The sequence below is a fragment of the Methylobrevis pamukkalensis genome (genome assembly GCF_001720135.1).
GTDB classification, from domain to species: Bacteria; Pseudomonadota; Alphaproteobacteria; order Rhizobiales; family Pleomorphomonadaceae; genus Methylobrevis; species Methylobrevis pamukkalensis.
Window position 1 is genome coordinate 1 of the sequence record NZ_MCRJ01000086.1, and the last position, 19,533, is coordinate 19,533.

The 19,533-nt window shown below is 68.8% G+C and carries 19 protein-coding genes and 3 pseudogenes; 8 read left to right on the top strand and 14 right to left on the bottom strand.

What is annotated here, in order from left to right; genetic code table 11:
• From A6302_RS14095 to A6302_RS14105, 3 genes and pseudogenes are all read left to right on the top strand, one after another.
• Positions 1–504: c-type cytochrome, methanol metabolism-related (locus A6302_RS14095; protein ID WP_069307576.1), on the top strand; the 504-nt coding region annotated here is incomplete at its 5' end.
• Positions 505–738: 234 nt separating this feature from the next.
• Positions 739–1,613, top strand: a pseudogene (locus tag A6302_RS14100) (substrate-binding domain-containing protein).
• Positions 1,567–2,238 (top strand): PQQ-dependent catabolism-associated CXXCW motif protein, encoded by a 672-nt coding sequence (locus tag A6302_RS14105; RefSeq protein WP_425349164.1) that lies wholly within the window; start codon positions 1,567–1,569, stop codon positions 2,236–2,238. Before A6302_RS14100 ends, A6302_RS14105 begins: the two are co-directional and overlap by 47 nt.
• 72 nt (positions 2,239–2,310) lie before the next feature.
• Here A6302_RS14105 and A6302_RS14110 read toward each other — a convergent pair whose 3' ends face one another.
• From A6302_RS14110 to A6302_RS14120, 3 genes are all read right to left on the bottom strand, one after another.
• Complete coding sequence (locus tag A6302_RS14110; RefSeq protein ID WP_069307577.1) at positions 2,311–3,117, bottom strand: response regulator; 807 nt, start codon at positions 3,115–3,117, stop codon at positions 2,311–2,313.
• Between the two features lie 189 nt (positions 3,118–3,306).
• Positions 3,307–4,026 (bottom strand): ABC transporter ATP-binding protein, encoded by a 720-nt coding sequence (locus tag A6302_RS14115; protein ID WP_245294070.1) that lies wholly within the window; start codon positions 4,024–4,026, stop codon positions 3,307–3,309.
• The gene (locus A6302_RS14120; RefSeq protein WP_069307579.1) at positions 4,010–4,783 is read right to left on the bottom strand and encodes an ABC transporter permease; all 774 of its coding nucleotides are present in this window, start codon (positions 4,781–4,783) and stop codon (positions 4,010–4,012) included. Before A6302_RS14120 ends, A6302_RS14115 begins: the two co-directional genes overlap by 17 nt.
• A gap of 340 nt (positions 4,784–5,123) precedes the next feature.
• Here A6302_RS14120 and A6302_RS14125 point away from each other — a divergent pair, with 340 nt between their 5' ends.
• Both A6302_RS14125 and A6302_RS23585 read left to right on the top strand, forming a co-directional pair.
• Complete coding sequence (locus A6302_RS14125) at positions 5,124–6,635, top strand: AMP-binding protein (protein WP_069307580.1); 1,512 nt, start codon at positions 5,124–5,126, stop codon at positions 6,633–6,635.
• Entirely contained in the window at positions 6,557–6,736 is a 180-nt protein-coding gene (locus tag A6302_RS23585) for a hypothetical protein (RefSeq protein ID WP_210183336.1), read from the top strand. The genes A6302_RS14125 and A6302_RS23585 overlap by 79 nt, the downstream gene beginning before the upstream one ends.
• Positions 6,737–6,754: 18 nt before the next feature.
• On the opposite strand, the gene A6302_RS24600 is transcribed toward A6302_RS23585, so the two are convergent.
• The 3 genes and pseudogenes from A6302_RS24600 to A6302_RS14135 form a co-directional block, all read right to left on the bottom strand.
• Entirely contained in the window at positions 6,755–7,183 is a 429-nt protein-coding gene (locus A6302_RS24600) for an FAD-dependent monooxygenase (RefSeq protein WP_141703785.1), read from the bottom strand.
• A 307-nt stretch (positions 7,184–7,490) separates the two neighbouring features.
• A pseudogene (locus A6302_RS26215) lies at positions 7,491–7,940 on the bottom strand (FAD-dependent monooxygenase); the annotation flags it as partial.
• Between the two features lie 203 nt (positions 7,941–8,143).
• Complete coding sequence (locus A6302_RS14135; protein ID WP_069307581.1) at positions 8,144–8,389, bottom strand: zinc-finger domain-containing protein; 246 nt, start codon at positions 8,387–8,389, stop codon at positions 8,144–8,146.
• Between the two features lie 267 nt (positions 8,390–8,656).
• Here A6302_RS14135 and A6302_RS14140 point away from each other — a divergent pair, with 267 nt between their 5' ends.
• Both A6302_RS14140 and A6302_RS14145 read left to right on the top strand, forming a co-directional pair.
• Positions 8,657–9,409 (top strand): alpha/beta fold hydrolase, encoded by a 753-nt coding sequence (locus tag A6302_RS14140; protein ID WP_069307590.1) that lies wholly within the window; start codon positions 8,657–8,659, stop codon positions 9,407–9,409.
• A gap of 785 nt (positions 9,410–10,194) precedes the next feature.
• Positions 10,195–11,103, top strand: a complete 909-nt coding sequence (locus tag A6302_RS14145) for a LysR substrate-binding domain-containing protein (protein ID WP_069307591.1) — start codon at positions 10,195–10,197, stop codon at positions 11,101–11,103.
• Positions 11,104–11,115: 12 nt separating this feature from the next.
• Here the strand turns inward: A6302_RS14145 and A6302_RS14150 are convergent, their stop codons facing one another.
• The 8 genes and pseudogenes from A6302_RS14150 to A6302_RS14185 form a co-directional block, all read right to left on the bottom strand.
• Positions 11,116–11,658, bottom strand: a complete 543-nt coding sequence (locus tag A6302_RS14150; protein ID WP_069307582.1) for a gluconokinase — start codon at positions 11,656–11,658, stop codon at positions 11,116–11,118.
• Position 11,659: 1 nt separating this feature from the next.
• The gene (locus A6302_RS14155; RefSeq protein ID WP_069307583.1) at positions 11,660–12,940 is read right to left on the bottom strand and encodes a TRAP transporter large permease; all 1,281 of its coding nucleotides are present in this window, start codon (positions 12,938–12,940) and stop codon (positions 11,660–11,662) included.
• Positions 12,937–13,491: a TRAP transporter small permease gene (locus tag A6302_RS14160; RefSeq protein ID WP_069307584.1), complete on the bottom strand. Its 555-nt coding sequence runs from the start codon at positions 13,489–13,491 to the stop codon at positions 12,937–12,939. The genes A6302_RS14155 and A6302_RS14160 overlap by 4 nt, the downstream gene beginning before the upstream one ends.
• 340 nt (positions 13,492–13,831) lie before the next feature.
• The gene (locus tag A6302_RS14165; RefSeq protein WP_069307585.1) at positions 13,832–14,830 is read right to left on the bottom strand and encodes a DctP family TRAP transporter solute-binding subunit; all 999 of its coding nucleotides are present in this window, start codon (positions 14,828–14,830) and stop codon (positions 13,832–13,834) included.
• Between the two features lie 80 nt (positions 14,831–14,910).
• Positions 14,911–15,809: pseudogene (locus A6302_RS14170) on the bottom strand (NAD(P)-dependent oxidoreductase).
• A 31-nt stretch (positions 15,810–15,840) separates the two neighbouring features.
• Entirely contained in the window at positions 15,841–16,164 is a 324-nt protein-coding gene (locus A6302_RS14175; protein ID WP_069307586.1) for a putative quinol monooxygenase, read from the bottom strand.
• 20 nt (positions 16,165–16,184) lie between these two features.
• On the bottom strand, positions 16,185–17,543 hold the full coding sequence (locus A6302_RS14180; RefSeq protein ID WP_069307587.1) for an NAD(P)H-dependent oxidoreductase: 1,359 nt from the start codon (positions 17,541–17,543) through the stop codon (positions 16,185–16,187).
• A 382-nt stretch (positions 17,544–17,925) separates the two neighbouring features.
• Positions 17,926–18,804 (bottom strand): SDR family oxidoreductase, encoded by an 879-nt coding sequence (locus A6302_RS14185; RefSeq protein WP_069307588.1) that lies wholly within the window; start codon positions 18,802–18,804, stop codon positions 17,926–17,928.
• 169 nt (positions 18,805–18,973) lie between these two features.
• Here A6302_RS14185 and A6302_RS14190 point away from each other — a divergent pair, with 169 nt between their 5' ends.
• Positions 18,974–19,372 (top strand): winged helix-turn-helix transcriptional regulator, encoded by a 399-nt coding sequence (locus tag A6302_RS14190; RefSeq protein WP_069307592.1) that lies wholly within the window; start codon positions 18,974–18,976, stop codon positions 19,370–19,372.
• The last annotated feature ends 161 nt before the right edge of the window (positions 19,373–19,533 follow it).

Here is a 19,533-nt window from a genome sequence, read left to right on the forward strand (position 1 = left end):
ATGCTCTGGAGAAAAGTGACACTGGCGGCGGCGATCATTCTGTGTGCCGGCACGGGCTTCGCCGCAGCTGACAGTACCGCTGTCGAGAAGGACGAAACCCTGTGGCGCGACGCCGAGGGTGATCCGACCTACAAGATCGGTGACGACGGCCTCGTCGATTACCGGACCTACATGGGCTACAAGCGTTACACCGGTAACTGCATGCCCTGCCATGGCCCGGACGGCGCCGGCAGCACCTTCGCCCCGGATCTGACGGGTTCGCTCAAGACCATCGACTACACGAAGTTCACCGAGGTCGTGTCGAGCGGGCAGCAGAACGTCTGGCATCCGTCCAACAGCGTCATGCCGGCCTGGGGTACCGACCTCAACGTCATGTGCTACATCGACGACATCTACGTCTACCTGCGTGCGCGCAGCGACGGGGCCGTCGGCCGCGGCGAGCCCAAGCGTCCGCCGGTCGACAAGGCCGCCAAGGATGCCGCCTATTCCTGCCTCGGTTTCTGACAACGAGAGTCGCGCCGGTCCGTTTCGAACGGGCCGGCGTCGCGCCGTGATCGACAGCTGCCACGGGCGGCCCCTGTCGCAGACGGTGGCACCGCAGGGCGGCCCACCCCGCAACACCGCTCTTCGTGACAGCCGGCAGATCCTGAGCCCCCGACGCGGGTCCGCGTCGGTTGGTCCGCACAGGCGGTGACCGGTCCGAATGCCGGGCAAAGACAAGATCGGGAGGATGTATCGATGCGCGACCTGTTTCGTGCGATTGCCCTGACCGCCGCGCTCGCGGTGTCCGGCGTGGGTCCGGCCCTTGCCCAGCCAGCTCCGGCCGGTGCGGGCGCTGCGGCCGGCGAAACCTTCGGCGAGGCGATCGAACTCGTCGATCCGGATGTGTTCCGCGTCTGCTCCGATCCCCGCAACCTGCCGTTTTCCAATCAGGCCGGGGAAGGCTTCGAGAACAAGATCGCCGAGTTCATGGCGGCCAAGCTCGGCAAGACGGTGTCCTACACCTGGTTTCCGATGGCGACCGGCTTCGTGCGCAAGACGCTCGGCGAGCATCGCTGCGACGTGATCATCGGCTTTGCCCAGGGCGACGAGCTGGTGCAGAACACGAACGCTTATTATCGGACGCCTATGCGCTGGTCTATCCGAAGGGCGGTGACCTCGACGGGCTCGACACGCTGGCCGATCCGCGCCTCAAGACCAAGCGCATCGGCATCGTGGCCGGCACGCCGCCGGGCAACAACATGGCCCACTACGGCCTCATCGGCCGCGCGGTTCCCTACCAGCTGATGGTCGACACCCGGATCGATTCCTCGGCCCAGCGGATGATGAAGGACCTCCGTGACGGCGTGATCGACGTCGCCGTGCTGTGGGGACCGATGGCCGGCTACTATGCCCGGCTCGAGGACAAGCCGATGGCCGTGGTGCCGCTGGTCAAGGAGACCTTCGGGCCGCGCATGGCCTATCGCATCACCATGGGCGTGCGCCGGCAGGATCAGAACTGGAAGCGGCAGCTCAACAACCTGCTCCGCGACAACCAGGCCGAGATCAACAAGATCCTGCTCGAATATGGTGTTCCGCTGCTCGACGAGCGCGACCAGCCGATCACCAACTGATCGCAGCGCCATGCGCCCGTCCTTCGGCCGCGCCGTCCGGCTTCGACCGACCTCGGCGATCGTCATCGTCGGGGGGCTGGCGCTGGCGTTGGTTCTTGCCGGGGGACAGGCGCCCGCTGCCGCCGAGCCCGTGGTCTCCGAGCCGTCCGACTACCGGCTGGATAATTACCGTGCCCCGGTGCCGGCGACCCTTGCCGGCGCCCGGGTCGTCGACACGGCCGGCGCCAAGGCGCTGTTCGACGCGGGCAGGGCGGTGTTCATCGACGTGCTGCCGGTGCCGCCGAAGCCGAAACTGCCGCCGGGCACGATCTATCGCCAGAAGCCGCGCTTCGACATTCCCGGCAGCGTCTGGCTGCCCGACGTCGGCTACGGCCGCCTCAATGCGTCGATGGACGGCTGGTTTCGCGACAGTCTCGCGAGGCTGACCGCTGGCGATCGCGCCCGCGATATCGTGATCTACTGCCTTGCCGACTGCTGGATGAGCTGGAACGCCGCGCGCCGGGCCGTCGCATGGGGCTACACGTCGGTGATCTGGTATCCGGAAGGCACCGACGGCTGGGCCTTCGAAGATCTGCCGCTGGAGCGCCGCGACCCGGAGCCCCGTCCGGAGGAGACTGGCGGCTGACATTCGGCGCCGCGTGAAACGTGTCCGCGCTGCGCCTGCCTCCGCACCTGCCCGTTTGCGAGCCCTTCGTTCTCACGTCGTCGCGAAGATCCGCACCTGCTTGCTGAAGCGGGGGTGGCGCAGGCGGAACAGGTGGTGGAGGATCGAATCCACGTCTTCGGGAAAGAACGGCTTGCGCAGGAAGGCGCGTGCGCCGACGCGCTGGGCGGCCTGCTCCAGCGTGTCGGTGAACTCGGTCGACATCAGGATCACGTCGACATCGGCGATCTCGGCGGCGATGCGGCCGGCAAGCTCGATGCCGGTCATGCCGGGCATGTTGAAGTCGGCGAAGATGATGCCGAACCGGCGGTCCTTGATCTGTCGCAGCGCCGCCGCACCGTCCTCCGCTTCCACGAGGCGCAGATTGAAGATGCTGCGCGCCAGCACCTTGCTGACGATGCGCCGCACCGTGCCGGAGTCGTCGACGATCAGGATGTCGAGCGGCTTGCGGATGGCCCCGTAGGTGTTGAGGATCTGCCGCACGTCGCCCTTGCCGAAGGGCTTGGTCAGGAAGTCGTAGGCTCCGAAGGACTTCAGCAGCGATTCGGAATGGTCGGACAGCGAGTTCGACATCGAGATCGCGAAGGTCGACGATTTCTGCAGATGCAGGGCGCCCATCACCTCCACGCCGGTGATATGGGGCATGTTGATGTCGAGGAAGGCGATGTCGAAGGTGTCCTGCGTCAACCGGTGCACGGCCTCGCGGCCATCGGCCACCAGCGTGATCTCGGCCATGGAATCACACTCTCGCAAGGCGAGCTCGGTGAATTTGCGCACGGTTGCCGAGTCGTCGGCCACCATGACCTTGAGAGGATTGGTGAGAACCTGAAGCGTATCCATTGCCGGTGCGATCCGAACCTCAAAGATTCGAACTAAAATCGCATAAGTAAAATAACGAATTCTGAATGATGAATGCTGCACCTGCACAGTGCAGAAGCCCGGAGGATCCTCGGGTCTTGCGATGCTCGTTTCCGAGGCGGCCGCATCAGCCGGGTCGCCGGTGCCGCGTCGGGGATGGCTGCGGAGGTCTCAGGCGACCGTCCCGGGAAAGCGCCGGACGAGATCTGCACGGGTTGCTTCGATCCAGGTGTCGTCCCGCTGCGGCTGCGGCCGATCAAGGATCACCTCGCCGACCACTCGCCCGGGCCGCGGCGCCAGCAGCACGAGCCGGTCGGCCAGCGTGAGGGCCTCGCGGATGTTGTGGGTGACCAGCAGCGTCGTCGGACGATAGTCCGACCAGACCTGCAGGATCAGCGCGCGCAGGCGGCCGGCGGTGGCCTCGTCCAGCGAGGCGGAGGGTTCGTCGAGCAGCAGCAGGTCCGGACGGATGACGAGGGCGCGGGCGATCGACACCCGGCGGGCAAGACCGAGCGAGAGTTCGGTCGGAAACCGCCCGCGCATGTCGGCGATGCCGAGGCTCTCGAGCAACGGCCCCGGGTCGGCGTCGTCCGGCCGGTCCAGCACGAGGCGGACGTTCTGCTCCACCGTGCGCCAGGGCAGCAGCCGCGGCTCCTGAAAGACGAAGCCGATCCGCGGGTCCGGCGGCAGGACGATCCGCCCTTCGAAATCGGTGTCGAGGCCGGCAACGATGCGCAGCGTCGTGGTCTTGCCGCAGCCGGACGGGCCGATCAGTGCTGTCAGGCTGCCGGGCGGCAGGACCAGATGCAGGCCCTCGACCGCAACGACCGGGGTGCCGTCGGCGCCCCGGAACGTCTTGCGCTCGATGTGGATTTCACGCGGTGTGGACACGCCAGCGGTTTGCACGGGTTTCCAGGGGCTGGAGGATCAGGATCTCGATGGCGAGCATCACGAGGACGAAGGAGAGGGCATAGGCAAGGATGCTGCCGACGTCGAACAGCTGGAAGTAGAGGTTGAGCTGGAAGCCGATGCCGTTGGAGCGACCGAGCAGTTCCACCACCAGCACGATCTTCCACACCAGCGACAGGCCCGAGCGCGCGGCGGCGGCCAGATAGGGCTGCAGCTGCGGCAGGACCACGTCGAACAGGCGCTTCTTCCAGGAGAGCCGGAAGGCCTTTGCCATCTGGTCGAGGTCCGGGTCGAGGGCGCGGGCGCCCTCGCGCACCGTGACGATCACGTTCGGCAGCTTGTTGAGCGCGACAGCGCCGATCGCCGCCGCCTCGTTGAGGCCGAACCAGACATAGGCGAGGATGATGATCACGAGGGCCGGCACGTTGAGCAGCACCACCAGCCACACGTCGAGCGCGGCATTGACCGCCCGGCTGCGGCCCATGGCGATGCCGATGGCACTGCCGATCAGCATGGCCGAAGAGAAGGCGGCGATCACCCGGGCCAGGGTGATGCCGAGATGGTGCAGGAGTTCGCCCGACGCGATTTCGGCGGTCATCAGGCCGAACACGGTCCAGGGGGCGGGCAGCAGCCGGCTGTCGGCGATGAAGGCGGCCAGCGACCAGACGGCGATCAGCGATGCGGCCGAAACGAGCAGGCCGATCCAGCCGGTGTGGCGGGAGGCGCGGGCGCTGGTCATCGCTGTGCGTCGTCCTCGCGCGCCCGGGCGGCGTGTTGCAGCATGTCGAAGGGCGCCGTCAGCAACAGACCCTGCCTCCCGGTTGGGTTTCGGCCACCGGTTCGTGCCGGTGGCGCTTGTCGTTCCGGGAACTATATCCCGACCGGGCATGACCGGTCAGGTGAACAAATAGTAACCTCCGGGATGTGCCCGCCGCGCGTGACCCGGGGAGGGACGGCCGGGGACGGTTGACGCCGGGTCGTTCCTCCACGAGGCTGCGGCGCGGCGCGCCCGGCCCGGGCCACGCGGTATTTCGGAGTGCCTGCGGCGGCTGATGGCTCCGCAGACGAGGAGACGCGGGATGACGATGTCCGGAAGCGTGCCGGCCGAGCCGGAAGGCGCGGCAAATCACCGCTCCGCCACCGCGGCGCCAGATCCGGCCTTCTGGCGCCGGACCGTGATCGACGCACTGGTCGACGTCACGCGGCGGGATCCGTCGGCGATCTGTCTCGAGGATCAGGACCTCACACCGATGTCGCGCGGGCGGCTGCTGCTGGCGGCCTGCGTGCTGGGACGCCGGCTTGCGACCTTCACCAAGCCCGGCGAGCGGGTGGGCGTGCTGCTGCCCAACGTCATCGGCCTCGCCGTCACCTTCTTTGCCCTGCAGTCGATCGGCCGCGTGCCGGCAATGCTGAACTTCACGGCCGGCAGCAAGGCGCTGGCGAGTGCCTGCCGCACCGCCGGCGTGCGCGTGGTCGTCACCTCGTCGGCCTTCGTCAAGCAGGCGCAGTTGCAGCCGGCGGTGGATGCGCTGGCCAAGGATCTGGAGATCGTCAACCTCGAGGACCTGCGCCGGCAGATCACCCTTGCCGACAAGGCCACGGGCTTTCTGGCGGCGAAGATTCCCGGTTTCCTGTCGCTGCTGTCGCCGCGCCGCAGGCCTGACGACACCGCCGCGGTGCTGTTCACCTCGGGGACCGAAGGCGCGGCCAAGGGGGTGGCGCTCAGCCATGCCAATCTGCTTGCCAACGTGGCGCAGGTGTCGACCGCCTATCGCTTCTCGCGCGACGACTGCATGTTCGACGCGCTGCCGGCCTTCCACTCCTTCGGCCTGACCGCCGGCATGCTGCTGCCGATTCTCGGGCGCTTCCGCTGCTTCCTCTATCCCTCGCCGCTGCATTACAAGCAGATCCCCGGCTTCATCCGCCAGGGGCGGGCGACGATCCTGCTGACGACCGACACCTTCGCCGGCGGCTGGGGGCGGGCGGCGGACCCGGCGGATTTCGTCACGGTGCGCTTTCCGGTGCTGGGGGCCGAACGGGTCAAGGAGGCGACGCGCAAGCTGTGGCGCGACCGCTTCGGCCTCGAACTCTACGAAGGCTACGGCGTGACCGAGACGGCGCCGGTGCTGGCGGTCAACCTGCCGACGGCCAAGCGCGAGGGCACGGTCGGCCGGCTGCTGCCGGGCGTCGAGGCGCGGCTGGAGCCGGTGCCCGGGCTGAAGGACGCCGGGCGCCTGTTCGTGCGCGGCCCGAACGTGATGATGGGCTATTTTCCGCCGGAGACGCCGGGTCGGCTCAAGCCCAATCCGAGCGAATGGCACGACACCGGCGACATCGTGACGATCGATGCGGAGGGCTTCGTCATCATAAGGGGCCGCGCCAAGCGCTTTGCGAAGATTGCCGGCGAGATGATCTCGCTCGCCGCCGTCGAGGCCCATGTCGCCGGCCGCTGGCCGGACAGCGGCCACGCAGTGAGATGGCCGTGCCCGATCCGCGCAAGGGCGAGGCGCTGGTGCTCGTCACCGAGGCGCAGGACGTCAACGTCGAGGAACTGCTGGCGCTGGCGCGCGCGCACGGCTTTACCGAACTGATGGTGCCGAAGACCGTGGTGCGGGTGGAGGCGCTGCCGGTGCTCGGCAGCGGCAAGCTCGACTATGTCGCGCTCGACCGGCTGGCGCGGGGCGAGGGCTGACGCCTTGCCGTTCGGAATTTAGCCGGCCTTCCAGCCGTAGATGCCGTCCATCATGCCGAGCAGCCGGCGGCCGCCCATCAGCCGGAGGGCGGTGTTGCGCGCGGCCGCGGCCGGGCCGGAGAGGTGGTAGATCCGGCCATTGCGCCGGGCCAGCGCCGCGACGGCGGCCACGCGTGGACGCCGCGCGGCCACATAGGCGGCAATCGCCTCTGCCGGCGCGTGGCGGGCAAGTTCCATGGCGAGGACGGCGGCATCCTCGATCGCCATCGCCCCGCCTTGCGCGGCAAACGGCAGCATGGCGTGGGCGGCATCGCCGATGAGCACGATCCGTCCGTGCGCCCAGATGCCGTCCGGATCCACGGTGCACAGCGCCCAGCGTCGATAGCTGTCCGGACGGGACAGCAGGTCGCGGGCCTCGGCCGGCCAGCCGGCAAAGCGCGCCAGCACGTCGTCGCGCGACGCGGGCGCGTCCCAGCGATCGTCGGCGCCGGACCAGGCCTCGTCGGTGATGGCAACGATGTTGAGCGCGGTGCGGGCGCGGACAGGGTAGTGGACGAGGTGACGGCGGGCGCCGAGCCACAGGCCGGTGCTGCGGGAGAGATCGACCCGCGCGCGGCGGGAAGGCTCTCCATCGGCACGGTGGCGCGGAAGGCGCTGCGGCCGGACTGGACGGCCGGCGCGCCGCCGAGGGGCCGGTGCGCACGCGGCTGCGCACGCCGTCGGCGCCGGCGAGGACCATCGCCTCGATCTCGGTTCCGTCGTCCAGCGTGACCCGCAGCGCGTGGCCCGTGTCCTCGGCGCTCGCCACCGTGCAGCCGAGGCGAAGGGTGACCAGCGGCGCGGCGGCCGCGGCACCGGCGAGGATCTCGAGGAGATCGCCGCGGTGCAGGTTCCAGTAGGGCGCGCCATGGCGGGAGAGGACCGTGCCGCCCAGCGGAATGCGCGCGACCTGCCGGCCCGAGCCGGCGTCCATCATCCTGATCGCCTCCAGATGCGCGGCCTTCTCCGCAAGCGCGTCACCAAGGCCGAGGTCGATCAGGATGCGCGCGGCGTTGGGCGAGATCTGGATGCCGGCGCCGATCGCGGCCAGGCGCGGCGCCTGTTCGACGACTTCGCTGGCGATGCCGAGCCGGGCGAGCGACAGCGCGAGCGTCAGCCCGGCGATGCCGGCGCCGACGATCAGCACGGGACGGGAGGCGGTCACGGACGCGGCGCCGGGGTGCCGGGGAGTGCGGCGAGGCGCGGCGGCATGTGATCGGGGGGCAGACTCACGGTGATCCTCCGGACTGCGGGGCGGACAGGATCATCCACCGTGCCGCCCGGACGGTCCTTGCGCGAGATCAAGGGCGGGAGTTCCGGGGGAGCCCGTGCACGGCGCCCGACCGCATCCCGCCCGGCACGCGCCCGTCAGAGGTGGGCGGCGGCGAGCAGGCAGCCGGCCGGCACGGTCTCGTCGGCGTGGAGCGCCGGATCGAAGCGGTAGAGGGTCGAGCAGTAGGGGCAGACCCGCTCCACGTCATCGCCGAGATCGAGAAACACATGCGGGTGGTCGAAGGGCGGCTTGGCGCCGATGCACATGAACTCGCGCGCGCCGATCCGCACCACCTCGTGGCCGCCGTCGTTGTGGATGTGGGGAACGACCGAGTGCGCCATGAAGCCTCTGTCCTCGTTGTCCGATAGGGTCTGACCGATTGGCCGGCACCATAGCCGCTGCCGATGCGGATGTGTAGGCCCTTCCGGCCGCTCTTGAAATCCCGTCCCGGCAAGGATTTCATGCCGTCGCGCCGGACACCGCGCCCGGTTCGGCGGGCGGACGGCGCGGGAAAAACTGATTTGCCGGTGGCACCCGCCCGCAACCGCCCTCTTGCCATCTCGCGGCGCTATCTTCGCGCCGACGTCACCATCCACGGAACACGCCTCATGCCGACCTTCACCCATCAGGGCATCGACCTCTCCTATCTCGACGAGGGCGAGGGCGACCCGGTCCTGCTGATCCACGGCTTTGCCTCCAACAAGATGATCAACTGGAGCTACACCGGCTGGGTGACGACGCTGACCAAGGCCGGCTACCGGGCGATCGCCCTCGACAACCGCGGCCACGGCGAGAGCACAAAGCTCTATGATCCGGAGGCCTACAGTTCCGAGACCATGGCCGAGGACGCGCGGGCGCTGCTCGACCATCTCGGCATCCAGCGGGCCGACGTGATGGGCTATTCGATGGGCGCGCGCATCGCCGCCTTCCTCTGCCTCAACCATCAGGAGCGGGTGCGCAGCGTGGTGTTCGGCGGGCTCGGCATCGGCATGGTCACGGGCGTCGGCGGCTCGGCGCCGATCGTGGAGGCGCTCGAGGCGGCGTCGCTCGACGAGGTGACCGATCCGGTGGGACGCACCTTCCGCGCCTTTGCCGACCAGACGAAGAGCGACCGCATGGCGCTTGCCGCCTGCATGCGGGCGATGCGCAAGAAGCTCGCGCCCGAGCAGGTCGGCTCGATCCAGCGCCCGGCGCTGGTCGCGGTCGGCAGCAAGGACGAGGTCGCCGGTTCGGCGGCGGAGCTTGCCGCGCTGCTGCCGAACGGCCGGGCGCTGGACATCACCGGCCGCGACCACATGCTTGCCGTCGGCGACAAGATCTACAAGGCCGGCGTGCTGGAGTTCCTTGCCGCCAGGCCGTGAGGGGGGGGCGTCACGCCGAGCCGTGATGCGTGGGGTCTGCCGCCCCGATCAGGGGCCCGTCCTTCGCGGCGGGCCCTTTTTGCTGCGCGGCCGGTGACGGGCCAGGCCAGACTGTCGTTGTGTGATGTCGCGCCGGCTGTCCGGTCCAGCGGCCACATGTATGGGTCGGCCCGGCTGGCGGGCACGACCGGACGGTAGCTTTCCCCTCGTCCTTCGAGACAGTCGCTGCGCGACTTCCTCAGGATGAGGGGAAAGAGAGACGGGTTGCCAAAGTGGCTGACTCTGCGAAGTCCTCATCCTGAGGAGGCCTGCAAGGCCGTCTCGAAGGACGAGGACGGGTGCGCGGATCTGAAGTGGGGCACCGGCCACACATGCTCGTGCTTCACATTAGGAAGCATGAAATACTACGTAATATCAATTAATTATATGAATATCCTCATCCTGAAGTGAATTGTCACTTGAGGAGTTCCGGGGCTGCGGCGAGCCGTGCACGTCGTGCCGAGGCCGGAGAGAATCAGAGTTTCCACGTAAGTGCAAGTGCTGTCGTCGCGCGATGGTCCGGACGGCCGTCTGCGCTCGCCGCACGGCTGAGCCGGTTTCCCTTGGCGAGTCAGGGTCCTGGGCCTCGTGCCTGCGATCCTGAATCCGCAGGCTCGCAAATCGAGTCAGCCATCCGCCGCAAGGGCCACTTGCGGACGCTGGACGCTGCGCTGCGGAAGACTATGATGTTGGCGACGCCGGACGGCGGGGGCCTTGCAATCGGCGTCGCCTTCAGAGGATCCGTCATGCAGTTGCCGATCCGGTCGATCTGGGTGTTTCACGCGGCTGCACGGGCGGGCAGCATCTCGCGGGCGGCGGAGGAACTGAGCGTGACGCCCTCGGCGGTCAGCCAGCAGATCCAGGCGCTGGAAACGCAGCTCGGCGTGTCGCTGATGAGCCGGATGGGGCGCAGGGTTGTGCTCACGGAAGCCGGCGAGCGCTACTTCGCCACCATCACCGACGAGATCGAGCGGATCGCCGAGGCGACCGGACTGATCCGGGGCTATCGCTCGGTGACGACGCTGACGGTGCGGGCGACGCCCACGCTCTCCAACAAGTGGCTGCTGCCGCGCCTTGCCGGCTTCATGGACGCGCATCCGGATCTGGAGATCCGCCTCGACGGCACCAACGAGCCGACCGACTTCAAGCGCGAGGTGGTGGACGTGGAGATCCGCCACGGCGACGGCCGCTGGCCGGGGCTGTTCGTGGAGCCGATGGCCGAGGAGGCGTTCCTGCCGGCCTGCGCGCCCGGCCACGTGCCGGACGGCGGCGTCGAGCCGGCCGACCTCGTCGCCTATCGGCTGATCCATTCGGTGAAGTCGCAGGCGCAATGGAGCCGCTGGTTCGGGCTGGCCGGCGTCGACACCGCGGAGCGATGGCGGCGCGTGCTGTTCGACCGCAGCCACATGGCGATCGACGCGGCGGTGTCCGGCATGGGGATCGCGCTGGAAAGCACGCTGATGATGGAGAAGGAACTGGCGACCGGGCGCCTCGTCTGCCCCGTCGCCGATCCGCCCGGGGTGCGGCTCGTGACCCAGTGGATCGTCTGTCCGCACGACCAGCTGCGCCAGCGCAAGGTGCGCCTCTTCCTCGACTGGCTGCGCGCCGAGCGCGACGCCTGGCAGCAGCGCCATCCGGGCGGCATGGCGGCCTGAGGGCTGCCCCGATCAGGGTCCGGCGGGGGCCGGTGAGGCGAGCGCGGCCAGCGCCTCGTCGACGAGGCGGGCGGGGGGCAGGGTGACGTCGAGGGTGACCGCGTCCTCGTCGGTGCCGGGCGGCTCCAGCGTCGCGAACTGGCTGTCGAGCAGCGCGGGATCGAAGAAATGGGCGCTGCGGCCGGCAAGGCGCGCGGCGATCGTCTCCCGGCTTCCGGCAAGATGGACGAAGCGGACCGGCCCGAGCCGAGCGCGCAGCAGGTCGCGGTAGGCGCGGCGCAGCGCCGAGCAGGCGACGACCACCGGGCGCGGCCGGGCCTCCGCCGCTGCCGCGGCGACCGCCTCCAGCCATGGCCAGCGATCCTCGTCGGTGAGCGGAATGCCGGCGGCCATCCGGGCGACGCTCGCCGGCAGGTGCAGCCGGTCGGCCTCCAGATAGCTGCCGCCGAGCCGGGCGGCGAGCGCTTCGGCGACCGTGGTCTTGCCGCAGCCGGAGACCCCCATCACCACGATCACGTCGCCGCCTGCCGGGCCCGGCCTCTCGTCCGCCGCCATCTCAGTAGAGCCCCATCAGCCGGATCGGCGCGAGCGTCAGGTCCGGGAACAACACCAGCGACAGGATGGCGAGGAGGAGGATCGACATCGGCGCCAGCGAGCCGCGGATCACCTCCTCGATCGGCATCTTCGCCACCTGCGAGACGGCGAACAGGCAGACGCCGACCGGCGGGGTGATCAGCCCGAGGGTCAGGGTGATCACCATGACCACGAGGAAATGCATCGGGTCGACGCCGACCGACATGGCGGGCGGCAGCAGCACCGGGATCAGGATGAACATGGCGGCAATGGCGTCCATGAACATGCCGACGACGATCAGGAACAGGAAGATCACGATCAGCGCGGTGGTCGGCCCGGCGGAGATGTGGCCGAGCAGCTCGGCGACCTGCACCGGCAGGCCGTCGTAGGTGAACACCCAGGCGGCGAGCTTGGCGGTGGCGGCGATGAACAGGATCGTGCCGGAGGTGCGGGCCGTCTCGATGAAGATGCCCGGCAGGTCCGACGGCCGGATCGACCGGTAGAGGATCACCGCGAGGAACATCGTGTAGAGCACGGCGATCGCGGCAGCTTCCGTCGGGGTGAAGTAGCCGTCGACGATGCCGACCAGCAGGATCACCGGCGTCAGCATCGGCAGGATCGCGGCAAGGCCCGTGCGCAGGAAATGGCGCAGATGGAAGGGCGTCGGCGGATTGAAGCCGTGGCGGACGGCATAGACGTGGTTGAACACCATGAAGACGAAGGCGATGAACAGGCCCGGCACCAGACCGGCGACCAGCAGGGTGCCGATCGAGACGTTGGCGATCGAGCCAGCGATGACGATCAGGATCGACGGCGGGATGATCGACGACAGGGTCGAGGTGCACAGCGTCATGCCCACTGCGTAGCCTTTGGGAAAGCCGTGGCGCTCCATGGCCTTGATCTCGATCGCCCCGATCGAGGCGATGTCGGCGACCGACGAGCCGGAGACGCCGCCGAAGATCACCGACGAGGCGATGTTGACGTGGCCAAGGCCGCCCGGCAGCCAGCCGACCATCGCCTCGGCAAAATCGAACAGCTTCTCGGCGACCCGGCCCCGTTCCATCAGCACGCCGACGAGGATGAACAGCGGCACGGCCACCAGCAGGAAGGAGTTCATCGCCGAGAACATGCTCTGGGCGAGAAGGTCGATCGGCGTCGAGGTGAAGAGCACGATGGCGGCGACCGCCGACAGGCCGAGGGCGACGGCGAGGGGAACGCCGAACATGCTGAGCACGAGGAACAGCAGGAGCAGGGTGAGACTCATGGCGTCCTCCGGGAGGCGGGCGTGTCGGGGTGGTCGGAGGCCGGATCGCCCGCGGCCAGCGCGTCGTCCGGCACGGCGATCAGGCCGGGGCGCTGGCGGACCGATTCGATGACGGCGAGGATGGCGATGACGGCCGAGGCCGGCATGATCCCGCCAATCAGCCACATCGGCACGGCCAGCGTCGCGGCGGTCTCGTTCATGATGAGCTGGAGGCGCACCACGCCGTAGCCGGTCCAGACCACCAGCAGGAAGAAGCCGATCGAGGAGACGACGTAGATCGGCAGGGCAAGCCGGCGGATCATCCGGGGCGCCACGGCGATGAAGAAGGTCACCCGCGCCGATTCCACGGTGCGAAAGCCCGCGGCAAGGCCGAGGAAGATCATCCACACGAAGAGATAGCGGGTCGCCTCCTCGGTCCAGGGGATCGACCAGCCGAGAAGGCGGCTTGCCACCTGCAGCAGCACGACCACCAGGATGCCGAAGGCGGCGAGGCCGGCGACGGCATCCGCCAGAATCGCGATGATCCGGTCGAGGGAGGGGAAGGATGTCATCTTTGTCTCTCCTTGACGCGCCGCCGGCGTCATACCCGGCTCGGACAGGTCCGGTTCGTCGGACAGGTCCGAGGTTACGGCCTGACCGGCCGGCGCCCGGCCGGGCTTGCCGTCGCACGGAAAGCTTCGGCAGGTCGACACGTTCCGTGCTCGGTATCGGACCCGGACGGTCCTGCTAGCTGCCGCGCCCGGTCGGTCAGGGGCATCCTGCGGGAGACTCCCGGGGCGGGAGGGGCCTGCGCCCTGTCCATTTTCCCCGCCCGGGCAACACCGGGCAAGGGGAGCCTCGGCCATGGACGGGGAGGAACCGGCGATCTCTGCCGGTCCCTCCGCGCGAAGGTCAGTTCTTGCCGACGGCGGCGATGGTGCGGTCGAAGAAGGACTGGTCCTTGACGAGGCCGGCGAAGACCGGGAACAGCTCCTTGGAGACCGCGACGAAGGCGGCCTTCTGCTCGGCGGTCAGTTCGTTGACCTCCATGCCGTTCTCCTTGAGCAGGTCGAGCGCGCCGTTGGCATTGGCCGCGTCGTTCTCCACCTTCCAGGCTTCGGCCTCGACGGCGGCTTCACCGATCGCGGTCTTCTGGGCGTCGGTCAGGCCATCGAACTTGCCGGGGTTGATGGCGAGCACCCAGCCGTCGGCGATGTGGTTGGTCATCGAGATGTGGCTCTGCACCTCGTAGAACTTGGCGGCCACCGGCACGCTGACCGGGTTTTCCTGGCCGTCGACGACCTTCAGCTGAAGGGCGTTGTAGACCTCGGCAAAGGCCATCGGCGTCGGCGCCGCGCCCATCTTGCCGAAGAACTCGACCCACAGCGGATTGTTGGGCACGCGCAGCTTCAGGCCTTCCAGATCCGCGGGCGCCGTGATGGCGCGCTTGGAATTGGTGATCTGGCGGAAGGGGCGGGTCCACATGTTGATCGCCTTGATGCCGATCCCGTCGAGGTCGGTCATCAGTTCCTTGCCGAGATCGCCGGCGAGATAGCTGCGCAGCTGGTCCACGTCGTCGAAGAGATAGGGGATCGAGATCGCCGTGAACTTCGGATTGAAGTTGGCGTAGAGCGAGGTGGAGAGCAGCAGCATGTCGAGCGAGCCGCCCGCGACCTGCTTGACCGCCGCCGACGGGTCGCCGCCGTAGAGCGTGCCGTTCGGGAACACCTTCACCTCGACCTCGCCGTTGGTCTTGGCGGCGACGAGCTCGGCGAACTTGTTGGCGGCGACCGTGATCTCGGATGTGTCCGGATCGGGGGTGGAGAGGGTCAGCGTCGCGGCCTGGGCCGCCGAGGCCAGAAGCGAGAGCGCGGTTGCGGCGAGCAGGCTGCGCAGTGTCGAAGCGGTCATGGTCGTTCCTCCTGTTGTTGATCCGCGGCGTCCGGCGTCGCGGTTGTCGGTCCTCTGGTCCGATAGGGCAGGCAGACGGTTCACGCGCCGTGACGGCGCAGCAGCTCCCTGTAGACGGCACTGTGGTCGAGGTCGCCACCGCCGTTGTCGACGAGATCGCGGAACAGCCGGTCGACGGCGGTCGCGACGGGAAGATCGAGGCCGACGCCGGCCGCCACATCGAGCGCCGTGCCGGTGTCCTTGATCTGGTACTTGGCGGGGCCGCCCGGCACGAAGTTGCCGGTGACCATCCGCTCGCCGTGCTGGCGCAGCACGGTGCTGTCGGCAAAGCCGCCGAGCAGGGCCTCGCGGACCCTGGCCGGATCCGCGCCGCCGCGCCCGGCGAGCACCAGCGCCTCGGCGACCGCGCAGATGTTGGCCGCGACGATGATCTGGTTGCAGAGCTTGGCAAGCTGGCCGCAGCCGGCCGGACCCACATGCGTGAGCCTGCCCATCGCGGCAAAGAGGGGCGCGAGTGCCGCGACCGCCTCCGCCTCGCCGCCGGCCATGATCGCCAGCGTGCCGGCCTCGGCGCCGCGCACGCCGCCGGACACCGGGGCATCCACATAGGCAAGGCTGCGGGCGGCACAGGTTTCGGCCTGCGCCCTGGCGGTCTCGACCGGGATCGAACTCATCACGACGAGGCTGGCGCCCGGCACCATGGCCGCGATCACACCGTCCGCACCGCCGAGCACTTCGTCGCAGACCGGGCCGGAGCTCAGCATGACGACGACGGCGTCGGCATCCTGCACGGCGGCGCGGGCGCCTCGGCGACGGTGATGCCCGCATCCGTCAGCGCCTGCGCCTTGTCCGGCGACCGGTTCCACGCCGTGACCGCGAAGCCGGCCGCCGCCATCCGCCGCGCCATTGGCGCGCCCATCAGGCCGGTGCCGAGAAGGGCGATCCGGCGCAGGGTCGTTGCGGGGGCGGCGATGTCCATGGTCGTGTCCGGATCCTGTTGCATCGTGCGTTCAGGGATGGTGGCGACGGGAGAAGCGCACGGGGCGCTCCTCGGTGATCAGGGCCGGAAAGGCCGCGCGGAACCGGTCCAGATGCGGCGTTTCCAGATGGGCATCGAAGGCCGCCCGGCTGTCGTAGACCTCGTAGAAGACGACGGCATCACCGTCGCCCTCCGGAACGATCACGTCGAACTGCCGGCAGCCCGGCTCGTCGGCCACCGAATGGCGGGCATCGTCGAGCGCTGCGGCGAGGAAGGCATCCATCGATCCCGGCTTCACCCGGAATTCGGCGATCACCACGAAGGCGCCGGCGGCCGGCGTTGCGTGTTCCGACATGGCTGCGTCCCCCGTCCGGCTCACTCGGCCGCCATCTGGCCGGGACGGAAGCGGTCTTCCATCTCCTGACGAACGGCCACCACGTCGAGGTCGTTGACGAGTTCGACATCGTCGAAGCTGACGATCTGGTCCTTCCTGATCGGCCGCTTCAGGCGGACGTTGTGGGCAAGGCCGATCGGCAGGGCGCGCAGTTCGAGGCTGCGCGCGGCGGGGATGGCGTTGGCCCAGACCGCATAGCCGCCTTCGCCGTCGAGCATCTCGCCCGGCTGCATGTCCTTTTTGGCGGTCGCGACCGCGTCGCCGCGGAATTCCTTCGAGGAGCCGGTGGCCTCGCCGCGCAGCACGGCCGAGAGCACGCTCACCGAGGTCTCGAGGCCGATGATGTGGAACGGGCGCCACATCGAGGCATACCAGCCCGACGGATCAGTCAGCAGGCCATACTGCTTGAAGCAGGCGCGGGTGTATTCGTTGTGGGCCTTGAAGGTGACGAACACGCCGTAGCGGATGTTGTTGATCACCTCGCGGCCGTCCGGCTCCTGGCTGGCGGCGATGTCGACGAGGCCGGAGCGGTCCATGCGGCCGCCGTCGCTGGCGGGGCGGAACACCTTGGCAAGGTCATGCAGGCCGGCCGGCGGGAAGGCGAGGCCGTTGTCCGGGCAGTCGAGGCCGGTGCCGTTGGCCACCGCCGCCATCTCGATCGCCGCCTTGGTGCCGTCGGTGAAGGAGTTGTACATCTTCGGGTTGAAGTCGCCCTTGGCGACCTCCTCCTCGGTCCAGCCGAAGAAGCTCCAGACGGTGTCCGGCGTCGAGTAGCGGTAGCGGGGCTCGAAGTTCATGCCCTTGCCGGCCGAGGTCAGCTCGAAGCCGCAGGCGCGGACCCAGTCGACCAGTTCGCAGATCAGCGCCGGCTGGTCGCCGTAGGCCATCGAGTAGATCAGGCCCCTGGCGCGGGCCTTCTCGGCCAGCAGCGGGCCGACCATCACGTCGGCCTCGACGTTGACCATCACTACATGCTTGTTCGCGTCGATCGACCACAGGGCGTGGCGGGTGCCGGCAATCGGGTGGCCGGTGGCCTCGATCACGCATTCGATGTCGTCGCAGGCGAGCATCGCCTTGACGTCGTCGGTGACGAAGGTGGTGCCGGTGCGCACGGCCTCGCCGGCGCTCTTGGCGGCGTAGCGCTCGGACGGCCAGCCGACGCGGGCCATGGCCTCGCGCGCCTTGCCGACGTTGAGGTCGGCGACGGCGACCATGTGCAGGCCGTCGATCTTCTGGGCCTGGGACAGCACCATCGAGCCGAACTTGCCGGCGCCGATCAGTGCGACCCGGACGGGACGGCCCTTGGCGGCGCGGGCGAGGAGCAGGGACGAGAGATTCATGGCAGTCGGTTCCTCGGTTCACACGGGTTCGCGGCGCCGGACGAGACGTTTCGCCGGGCGGGAGCGGGGTCGGATGAAAGAAGTTGCGGGCATGGGGGCGCCGCCGCGGCCGTGCCGGCCGGCGTCGCAGGGCGTCCGCACCCTGTGCGGTCCGCCGTCATCCTCCCCGCGTCTCTTTCGGGAGCAAAGCTTGTGCTTCGTCTCCGCTTGTCGTTGAGGAAGACCTTAGGCCAGCTTTTGGTGAAGCTCCATTTAGAACTTAAGGCTGGTTCTTTAGGTGTACTTAAAGATGACGGGACGAGCCAACGACGAAAGCCGGCGCGAGGGCCGGCTTTCGGGAGATGGTCGTGAGATCGGATCAGGCGCCAGATCAGGCGCCAGATCAGGCGAAGGCGGCCGTGTTGGCGGCGAGCCAGTCGCGCATCAGGCCCGGCTTGCGGCCGGTCAGCGCCTCGAAGTCGGCGCTGCTGCCCTCCAGCCCGCCGGCGCGGGCGTTGGCGTCGAAGCTGACGATCAGCGCGGCAAACCCCTCCGGCACACCGTGGGCCTTGAGGCCGTCCAGAAGCTGCGCGTCCGTCACGTTGATCACGGCGAGCGGGGTTTCGAACACCTCGGCGGCCAGCGCGGCGATCTCGGCCGTGGAGAGGTTTTCCGATCCCGACAGCGTCAGCGTTGTGCTGTTGCCGGTGGTGGCGGCAAGGGCGGTGGCGGCGGCAAGGGCGAGATCGGCGCGGCCGATATAGGCGATCCGGCCATCGCCGGCGGCGGTGACCACCTGGCCGGACTTGAGGCTGCCCGGCAGCGACATCAACAGGTTTTCGAAATACCAGTTGTTGCGCAGGATCGTGTAAGGGATGCCGCTCGCCTTGATCGCCTGCTCCGTGCCGAAATGGTCGGGCGCGAACAGCACCGGGTTGCCCGGCTCCGGCGACGGCATCGACGTGTAGACGATGTGGCCGACGCCGGCGGCCTTCGCGGCCTCGATGGCGCGGGTGTGCTGGGCGAGGCGGCGGCCAGGCGTGTCGAGGGCGTCGGTGGAGATGATCAGCAGGCGGTCGACGCCGGCGAAGGCAGCTTCAAGGCCGGCCGGGTCGTCGAAGTCGACGGTGCGCAGCTCCACGCCGCGGTCGGCGAAATCGGCGAGCTTGTCCGGATTGCGGCTGCCGGCGACGATGGTGCCGGCGTTGGCGGCGAGGAGATTTTCGACGACGAGCCGGCCGAACTGGCCGCCCGCGCCGGAGACGAGAAGGGTCTGCGACATGATCTGTCCTCTGTGTCCGGCCGGTCGACGCCAGGGTCAGCCTCTTGCCGGTATCGATGCGGTATCTGGTCTCTTTTCGAGACAACGCGTAGAGTAGAGATCTGGTACCGCCTGTGAAGGCGGCAGAATTCCGTCACCAGGTTACCTGGAGGGAACCGCCCCCATGAACATGCCCGCCGCCAGGCGCCCGCTGACCGTGCCCGAGGCGGTGGCCGCCGGCTTCTCGCTCGACAACTGCCCGATCCGCGACGTGCTCAACCGCATCGGCGACAAGTGGAGCATGCTGATCGTGGTGACGCTCGGCGCCGGTCCCTGCCGCTTCAGCGCCCTGAAGCGGGCGCTGCCGGACATCTCCCAGCGCATGCTGACCCAGACCCTGCGCGACCTCCAGCGCGACGGCCTCGTCGCCCGCGCGGTGTTTCCGACCGTCCCGCCCAGCGTCGAATACAGCCTGACCCCGCTTGGCCTCTCGCTGCTGCCCCCGCTCGCCGTGCTGGTGGAATGGGCGAACGCGAGCCACGACGCGATCCGGGTTGCGCGGGCCGGGTATGATGCGGAGGGTGTCTGAGGGGGGCACCGGTTCGTACAAGCCTCCACCTCAATCTTCTCCGTCGTCATCCCCGCGAAAGCGGGGACCCGGCGTTCCGCTTGCGGATGGCGGGTGGGGCGACGGGCATCGCAGCGATCTTGCTGATTTTCATCGCGGAATCCTTCCCTTGCCGACCGTGG

What these genes read in the sequence shown, in the direction of transcription:
- A6302_RS14120 (WP_069307579.1), bottom strand. Translation starts at nt 4,783, where the DNA reads ATGACCAGCGCCCGCGCCTCCCGCCACACCGGCTGGATCGGCCTGCTC.
- A6302_RS14140 (WP_069307590.1), top strand. Translation starts at nt 8,657, where the DNA reads ATGCCGACCTTCACCCATCAGGGCATCGACCTCTCCTATCTCGACGAG.
- A6302_RS14155 (WP_069307583.1), bottom strand. Translation starts at nt 12,940, where the DNA reads ATGAGTCTCACCCTGCTCCTGCTGTTCCTCGTGCTCAGCATGTTCGGC.
- A6302_RS14105 (WP_425349164.1), top strand. Translation starts at nt 1,567, where the DNA reads ATGGTGTTCCGCTGCTCGACGAGCGCGACCAGCCGATCACCAACTGAT.
- A6302_RS14190 (WP_069307592.1), top strand. Translation starts at nt 18,974, where the DNA reads ATGCCCGCCGCCAGGCGCCCGCTGACCGTGCCCGAGGCGGTGGCCGCC.
- A6302_RS14125 (WP_069307580.1), top strand. Translation starts at nt 5,124, where the DNA reads ATGACGATGTCCGGAAGCGTGCCGGCCGAGCCGGAAGGCGCGGCAAAT.
- A6302_RS14180 (WP_069307587.1), bottom strand. Translation starts at nt 17,543, where the DNA reads ATGAATCTCTCGTCCCTGCTCCTCGCCCGCGCCGCCAAGGGCCGTCCC.
- A6302_RS14110 (WP_069307577.1), bottom strand. Translation starts at nt 3,117, where the DNA reads ATGGATACGCTTCAGGTTCTCACCAATCCTCTCAAGGTCATGGTGGCC.
- A6302_RS14135 (WP_069307581.1), bottom strand. Translation starts at nt 8,389, where the DNA reads ATGGCGCACTCGGTCGTTCCCCACATCCACAACGACGGCGGCCACGAG.
- A6302_RS14185 (WP_069307588.1), bottom strand. Translation starts at nt 18,804, where the DNA reads ATGTCGCAGACCCTTCTCGTCTCCGGCGCGGGCGGCCAGTTCGGCCGG.
- A6302_RS14175 (WP_069307586.1), bottom strand. Translation starts at nt 16,164, where the DNA reads ATGTCGGAACACGCAACGCCGGCCGCCGGCGCCTTCGTGGTGATCGCC.
- A6302_RS14145 (WP_069307591.1), top strand. Translation starts at nt 10,195, where the DNA reads ATGCAGTTGCCGATCCGGTCGATCTGGGTGTTTCACGCGGCTGCACGG.
- A6302_RS14160 (WP_069307584.1), bottom strand. Translation starts at nt 13,491, where the DNA reads ATGACATCCTTCCCCTCCCTCGACCGGATCATCGCGATTCTGGCGGAT.
- A6302_RS14150 (WP_069307582.1), bottom strand. Translation starts at nt 11,658, where the DNA reads ATGGCGGCGGACGAGAGGCCGGGCCCGGCAGGCGGCGACGTGATCGTG.
- A6302_RS14165 (WP_069307585.1), bottom strand. Translation starts at nt 14,830, where the DNA reads ATGACCGCTTCGACACTGCGCAGCCTGCTCGCCGCAACCGCGCTCTCG.